The organism is Mesorhizobium sp. CNPSo 4670 (genome assembly GCF_057784235.1).
The window spans coordinates 1-6763 of the sequence record NZ_JBWJFQ010000047.1 but is presented as its reverse complement, the minus strand read 5'-3'; the positions used below and the strand labels follow the sequence as shown (position 1 = coordinate 6763).

The window sequence follows — 6763 nt, the reverse complement described above, 5'->3', positions numbered from 1 at the left end:
TAGCCGTTGTTCTCGCAAAGATAGATGACCGGAAGCTTCCAAAGCGACGCCATGTTGAGACTCTCATGGAAGGTGCCCTGGTTCACCGCCCCATCGCCGAAGAAGCAAAGGGTAACCTGATCGACACCGCGCAACTTGGCGCTGAACGCACACCCTGTGGCAAGAGGAATGCCTCCTCCGACGATACCCGATTCACCGATGATCCCGACCGAATTGTCTGCAACGTGCATTGAACCGCCGCGCCCCTTGCAAATGCCGCCCGCCTTTCCCATCAGCTCGGCCATGAGCGTGTTCAGATCAGCACCCTTGCCGATCGGATGGCCGTGCGAACGATGGGTTCCGGTCATGGCGTCATCGTTCCGAAGGGCGAGACATGCCCCCACGGTAGCGGCTTCCTGCCCCACGCTCGAGTGAAACCAACCAGGGATTTTGTCATCTTCGCACTGCCGCATACCTTCTTCTTCGAACCGACGGATACGAAGCATCCGTCGATAAGCTTCCAGTCTCTGATCGCCAGTTAACTTCATGATCCAAACGTTGCTCCAATATCGAGTTAAAGATACTCGCCCGGGATGACATAGAGCAGATCCTAATTTTCGGCATTCTTGATCTTCGCAATCTGAACGAGCAGTTGGAATGGATGATCTGGGTGCCTTGGCCAGACAGGCCCTCTACGCCGATGGCGCCTGAAAAGGGATCGGCGATCCCCACTTGTCCTCGACTAAAAAAATCATTGTGATCGGACGTGCCTGCGTCGAAATAGGCGTGTGATCTGTCAACTCTGAGGATGCATAAAGGCGCTGGTTCAAGGAACTGGTTCTGCGCGTTGTAAAAGGTTGCTCGTGAGACACCGAACTTGCCTAGGGTGGCCCTTTGATTGACTTCATGAGCAACGATACGCGGATGAAAATCGGCCACCCGCAAATCGGCGAGCGCCACGCGTTGGCGCGTCGGCTTTAGACCAATCACGCGCAATACAGCTACGCCGCACGGACCTCTGGATTGTACTATATCCCGATATTCCGCGGGTACAGGGACGGTCTTCTCAGACGGTTGTATTGAGCTTCGCGGTGTCAGCAATAGCCTTGTCCCTGTTTTTTTACGTGCATTCTGTGCTAATCGAACCGGGAGCAAACGCCGTGCCAATTGAATTAAGGCTATGCAATCATTGCTTTTGCAGCGACGACGCTTCACCGGAACAATTCCGCGAACCTTTTTGTTCGAAGTTGGACACAATTGTCGGAGCCCAAACGAGCGTGCGGCACATCGCGCTCAGCATTCCTGCCCGACGGGCCAGGCAGGTACTCCGCATCGGACCGCCGACTGAGGTCGTCAAGCTCTTGTTGCTCTCATTGCCGCGAATTTACCCTACTGCAGGTCGATATCCAGGGCTGCGAATCCAGGTTAACGGGGCATCTCTGCGAGGATTGAAGCGAGGTATGCCGGGCTCCAGCGGGCCTTTTGCGCGTGAGCTTGATGGGGTGCATGTCGGTGACGCTCTGACAAGGTTGAGAGCGAAGTGACGCACGATGGCCATGTTGAGAGCGCCGTGGCCCTTTCTGAGGCGCGACTGGTCGTCGTTGAAGACGACATCGAGGGTCCAGTGTAGAGCGTTCTCGACCAGCCAGTGGCCGCGCATGGCATGGGCGGCCCGTTCGGCTGTCAGTTTGGCGGAGGCGATAAAGTATCGCATATCGAGGCGGCTTCTAACTTTCAGTCCAGTGCGCGACTGACGCGTACGATGGTTGTGGCGTCTGGCAGGCGGGCCAGCGCCCGCCCGACACGCCGTGATGGTAAGGCAGATAGCGGCGCAGGAAGTCGAAAGGCGTCGCGCCCCAATCTGCAATCAAGTAATAGTCGTCGCAATCGCAGATCGTACCGCAGACAACCAGAAGCAGGACTTCCGGCAGCGGATGCGCCACCCGCAATGGCTCTCGGGTTCTTCGATCATCGAGAAATGCTCCGGCAGCGCCTTCAGGCGCGGCTTCTCAAATCCTTCGAGGGCGGCAAGGGTCACGGCGGGGCTCCGAATCAGGGCGACCCTAAGGAATCAGATCATCCACAATCCCAAAAGGGCGCTAACCCGAGTTCCTAGCCCTGGGGTCGATACCCGAAAAGTTGAAGCGTGGCTAATAGCATGGTATCGCACCGGAGGAATGCAGCCGACGTCTGACTCAGATTCCAGAGCTGCTCGCGAGCTGATCGGCGTCAAAGTTTGTCAGAGTGGATGTCCCTCCCGCTAGCTCTCCTATGAATTAATTAACAATACAGCGTTGTCAGACGAAAGAGTTATTGGAGTGCTGTTGGCGGTATATGCCGGAATCGTCGGAAGATAGACCTGGTTACTACACGCATTACAAAATTTTAACGTAACGTAACGTAAACTTCTCAATAATCACCCTTTTTCTCCTGCGTGGAGCTGTTACAATCGCTCTTGAGTGGGGAGAGACAGCTCGTGGTTTCCGCTGAGGCCATTGCTCGCCCATGAATGCAGTGCCGCACTCCATCTATCCCTTACACGGAGGAACTGTTGTGAACACCCAGGATGATCAGCAGACAGCATCGGAGCAAGCCGCACGAGAGCGCATGAAGGCATCCCATGCCCTTGATGGCGACGCCGGTCGCTTGGCCGACTTATATGGCGGATGGGCGAGCTCCTTCGATCGGGATCAGGGTCACGTCGGGTACCGCGGGCCGGTGATCGTGGCGGAGTTGGCAGGGGCCGTGCAGGCGGCTTATTTGAACGGGCAGCGAAACGCCATTGCAATCCTCGACGCTGGCTGCGGAACAGGGCTCGTCGGCGTGGAACTGGAACGCCTCGGTTTCCGGGTGATTGACGGGTTCGATCTCTCGGATGAGATGGCCGAAAAGGCCCGGCAAACCGGCGTCTACCGCCATGCCCGAGGCGATGTCGACCTTAACGGGCAGCTCTCCGACTACCCCAGCGCAAGCTATGACCTGACCGTCTGCTGCGGCGTCCTTACGCTGGGACACGTCCGACCGGATGGGTTGCGCGAGCTGGCTCGCGTCACCCGCCCTAACGGCTTCATCATTGCAAGCACCCGCAAGAGCTATGCGGAGACGACATCCTTTGAGGGCGAGGTCCGGCGCCTCCAAGATGAGGGCGTCCTCATACCGGCACAGTGCCTGAGGAACGGCAGATACGTCGCCGAGGAGGATGCACACTATTGGGCCTTCCGGGTGCCCGCGAAATGAATTCTTGAAGGAGCCCCGTTCGTCAGCCTCAACCACGCCCCCAGCGCCTTCGCCGAATGGGCGGAGGACTGCAACACCCCGAACCCCGCTCATCGCTTGGTTATCAGACCCGGGGCCTTCGCCGAGGTCTTCACTGCAATCGGCTCCGACGCTCCGTAACAACGCCTCGCATCTCCCCCGACTGCTCAACCTGCGCCTTATAGCGTAACAGAAAAGGCTGAGCCTCTAATCGCCGCTAGGGTGAAAGAGTGGCAGATCACCGTTATCCAGCCTTCGTATCTCTTACCTGCGATGCTGCGAACTAGTACCGTTCCACAGAGATTATGACGGGTTGTTTTAGCGCAAGATAGGAAGCGCTTCCGGAGGAACCAGAAGTTGGATGCTTCGGGTAGCTTCGGGCACCCGTGTGATGAGCCCGGCTTTTTCCAAGGTCAGCACCATTTGGTGGAGGGTTGGAGCGGTGACGTCGAAATTGCGCCGCATGTCGGCTTCGGCCGGGGGCTGTTTGAAGATTCGGCTATAGGCGTAGATGAAGGCCAAATACCGGCCTTGAAGCTGCGTAAAGCGTGGCAGTGGCGCGGCTTGTCGTTCGCCAAGTGACTGACTCATTTCCGGATTCGCCTGCGCCTACACGCTGAAGGAGGTGCAGGTGAGTATAAGTGACCTTAGCCAATCGGAACGTGATCAACTTAACCCGCTGTTGGGCGGGGGACGTGACGCGCAAAATAAAACTCCTCTTGACCGCGAACGACGGCGTGAGCGACGAGGTGATCGCCGCAACCTTGAAGGTCTCAGGATCGACGATTTATCGGACCGGCGCCGCTATGTGGAAGCGAACCTGGAAGGAGCGCTCACCGAGGAGCCGCGCCCCAAGGTTGAGCGCAAGCTATCGAGTAAGGAGGAGGCGCTTTTGTGGCGACCGCCTGCTCAAAGCCGCCACCGGGACGATGTGATGGACAACCTCTCCCCCATTCACTGGTGCGCTTTACGACGGCTTCCCGCACCGGGTGCTGAAGCGCCTCCAGTTCCACCATACCCCGAAACACGCCAGCTGGCTAAATATGGTGGGAATCGAAATCGCGTCCTGAGCAGCCAATGCCTCGACCGCCGCATCGACGACTACGAAACGATCCTCGCCGAGGTCGTCACTTGGCAGCTGCGGCGCAACGCCGAGGCGCTCAGATCCGTGGATGTTCACCACCGAGAAGGCTCGCGAAAAACTCCGCAAAGCCTATCCCGTCAAGGAGTCATAATCTCTGTGGAACGGTACTAGTGACTGTTTCGGACAGGGCCATGTTCTACCATCAGCTTGAAGCGCAGCACCTCCATGCCGCTCCGCCAAGATGGGCCGCAAGCCGAATACATGGCGTGATCGCGGAGCATCCAGCACTCACCTAAACTGCTGACGTTTGGTATCGCCATGTGGAGAATGGAATGATCAAGCACTTTGTTGGTCTTGGTGTTTCCCTCGACCTGACATCGGTACGCGTTCTAGACGAAGAGGGCGCCGTGGTTTGGCGTGGCGAGGTAGCCTTAACACCAGACGATGTGGGTAATTGAAGCCGCCACACCGCGGCGACCCATCTCTTGCGCGTCGTCGTCGACATCAACACAGTCCGCGGATGGCTCGGGCACGTCTGGCTGGACACCGCCAACGTCTATGGCGTTGAAAGCATCAGTACACATCCGGCTCGGCAGTTACTCAGGCGCAGCAACCCAAGTAGCCGGCTCAATCATACCCTCATACGTTGACCGCATCCCACCGCCAACGTGCACCATATTCCACGAACCTGTGTCCGAAGCCGACAAGAATATCGAAAACCCGACGAGGCGGTCGGTTGGACCCGGGTGTCGATGTGAACGCGTGGTGCAACTCCCAACGGCGCGGAAGCCGGCACGTAACTTGCGCTGGTCATGGTCGATGGCTGCAGCTCCGTCGCGGAGCCTGGTGGCGGTTCATCCGTCTCGCTTTTAAAGCGAGTAGACTGGCGGCAGTCCTTGATGGGTCAGGGGACATGGATATCCGGCGTTTGGTTCGCGAACAGCCGATCTGATTGGAGTGTTCAATGGCTCATCGCTACTATAAACTTCCGTCCCTCGCTGTCCTCACTGCACTTGAGGTATTCGAGGCATCGGCACGCCATCTTTCGATCGAGCTTGCAGCTTCCGAGCTCAACGTGACAGCGAGAGAGGTTCGTCGGCAGATCAAAGTCATTGAGAACGAGATTGGTGTTCCACTGTTTGTGAGGACAGCAACCGGCGTGGTGCTTACTAGCGCTGGCAAAGACCTCTACAAAGAGCTGACAAGCATTTTTTCTAAGACGTCTGATGTCGCGACGACGATTAAAAGCTGCAGTCGTTCTTCACGGTTGCCTCCACCGATGCGCTCTCGTCGATCTGGCCGATAGGGCGCAGGCCGCAGTTTGGTCATTTCCGAAAGTTCGCGCGAATATAGCCGCGCTAAGGCAAGCTACGCATCCACTATGGTTTGAGCGCCTAGCCTAGATGGCGTAGTGGGCCGGAGACCCTGGTGTGCTATTTCGACGAACTGGAACCCGCATTGGGCTCGAGGCTGGGCCATTATCGCAGGCTGCATGCCGGGCTTGTGGCCAGCGGACGCGATGCGATTTTGCTCGAGACACGGGACGTGAAGGCGGCGCTCTCGGCAATGACTGTGAAGACCGACCGCAACGGGGAATTGCCCAACTGCTACGGATGGGATGGGACCGCCCGTTCATGCCAAATCGGTGACATGCAAGGATAACCGAACCCTTCTTGTTGGACGCAAGCGTCTGCAAGGCAAGCCTCTCGACGTCGAACTGATTGAACATCACGAACCGGGGGAAGTTTGCGATGGCGGCGCCTGTGGGGCTTCGGAAGGATTATACAGCATCGGATCTTCGGGCGCTTTCGCGAGCGAGCCGGGATGGGAGTTATGTGCGGCGCCTGCTTACGCTGGCGACAATCTATGAAGGCGGCACGCGGAGCGATGCGGTCCGGATCGGCGGTGTCGGCCTTCAGACGGTGCGCGATTGGGTGCTGCGCTTAACGCTGCGGGACCGGACGGCTTGATCGACGATGTTCCGCAGGTGACGTACCGTTGTTGGACGAGACGCAGCGTTGGGCCTTGGTGGATATTGTCGAAAGCGGCCCGATCCCGGCATCGCACGGCGTGGTACGGTGGCGACTGGTCGACCTTGCCAAATGGGTGTGGGACGAGTTTGCGATTTCGATCCAGCAAGCTGACGCCAGTCAGTCAGCGCACATTTGTGGTCCTCAACCCATCGACGGGCGAAGCTCTGGCAGAGCTTCCCGACATGGGCACCGAGGAGACGCGCGCGGCGATCGCCAAAGCCCATGGCGCGCAGCCTGGATGGGCCGCATTGACAGCCCGTGAACGCAGCGACGTTCTGTGGCGCTGGCATCAGTTGATTATAGACCACGCCGATGACCTTGCCGCGATATTGACCGCGGAAATGGGCAAGCCCCTGCCCGAGGCCAAATCGGAAGTGGCGCATGCGGCTGCCTACCTGCAATGGTACGCCGA

At 58.1% G+C, this 6763-nt stretch carries 6 protein-coding genes and 3 pseudogenes; 6 read left to right on the top strand and 3 right to left on the bottom strand.

Translation table 11 applies throughout. The annotated features are described in order from the left end of the window. Both AC0ZT5_RS34785 and AC0ZT5_RS34780 read right to left on the bottom strand, forming a co-directional pair. Window positions 1–485 (bottom strand): thiamine pyrophosphate-dependent dehydrogenase E1 component subunit alpha (locus AC0ZT5_RS34785; RefSeq protein WP_488500118.1); only part of this gene is annotated, 485 nt, incomplete at its 3' end. 959 nt (window positions 486–1444) lie between these two features. Next, window positions 1445–2017: pseudogene (locus AC0ZT5_RS34780) on the bottom strand (ISAs1 family transposase); the annotation flags it as partial. Window positions 2018–2532: 515 nt separating this feature from the next. Between AC0ZT5_RS34780 and AC0ZT5_RS34775 the strand changes: the two are divergent. Then, the gene (locus AC0ZT5_RS34775; protein WP_488500117.1) at window positions 2533–3216 is read left to right on the top strand and encodes a class I SAM-dependent DNA methyltransferase; all 684 of its coding nucleotides are present in this window, start codon (window positions 2533–2535) and stop codon (window positions 3214–3216) included. 336 nt (window positions 3217–3552) lie between these two features. Here the strand turns inward: AC0ZT5_RS34775 and AC0ZT5_RS34770 are convergent, their stop codons facing one another. Then, window positions 3553–3825, bottom strand: coding sequence for a LexA family transcriptional regulator (locus AC0ZT5_RS34770; RefSeq protein WP_488500116.1), 273 nt, complete (start codon window positions 3823–3825; stop codon window positions 3553–3555). Between the two features lie 40 nt (window positions 3826–3865). On the opposite strand from AC0ZT5_RS34770, the gene AC0ZT5_RS34765 reads away from it, so the two are divergent. From AC0ZT5_RS34765 to AC0ZT5_RS34745, 5 genes and pseudogenes are all read left to right on the top strand, one after another. Further along, the gene (locus AC0ZT5_RS34765; protein WP_488500115.1) at window positions 3866–4489 is read left to right on the top strand and encodes a hypothetical protein; all 624 of its coding nucleotides are present in this window, start codon (window positions 3866–3868) and stop codon (window positions 4487–4489) included. Window positions 4490–4650: 161 nt separating this feature from the next. Beyond that, window positions 4651–4776, top strand: a complete 126-nt coding sequence (locus tag AC0ZT5_RS34760) for a hypothetical protein (protein ID WP_488500114.1) — start codon at window positions 4651–4653, stop codon at window positions 4774–4776. A 506-nt stretch (window positions 4777–5282) separates the two neighbouring features. Next, complete coding sequence (locus AC0ZT5_RS34755; RefSeq protein WP_488500113.1) at window positions 5283–5624, top strand: LysR family transcriptional regulator; 342 nt, start codon at window positions 5283–5285, stop codon at window positions 5622–5624. Between the two features lie 109 nt (window positions 5625–5733). After that, window positions 5734–6035, top strand: a pseudogene (locus AC0ZT5_RS34750) (IS110 family transposase); the annotation flags it as partial. 441 nt (window positions 6036–6476) lie between these two features. Further along, window positions 6477–6763 (top strand): annotated as a pseudogene (locus AC0ZT5_RS34745) (aldehyde dehydrogenase family protein); the annotation flags it as partial.

Bases quoted from the DNA above. Each gene is read 5' to 3' on its own strand.
- AC0ZT5_RS34770 (WP_488500116.1), bottom strand. From the start codon at position 3,825: ATGAGTCAGTCACTTGGCGAACGACAAGCCGCGCCACTGCCACGCTTT.
- AC0ZT5_RS34760 (WP_488500114.1), top strand. From the start codon at position 4,651: ATGATCAAGCACTTTGTTGGTCTTGGTGTTTCCCTCGACCTGACATCG.
- AC0ZT5_RS34755 (WP_488500113.1), top strand. From the start codon at position 5,283: ATGGCTCATCGCTACTATAAACTTCCGTCCCTCGCTGTCCTCACTGCA.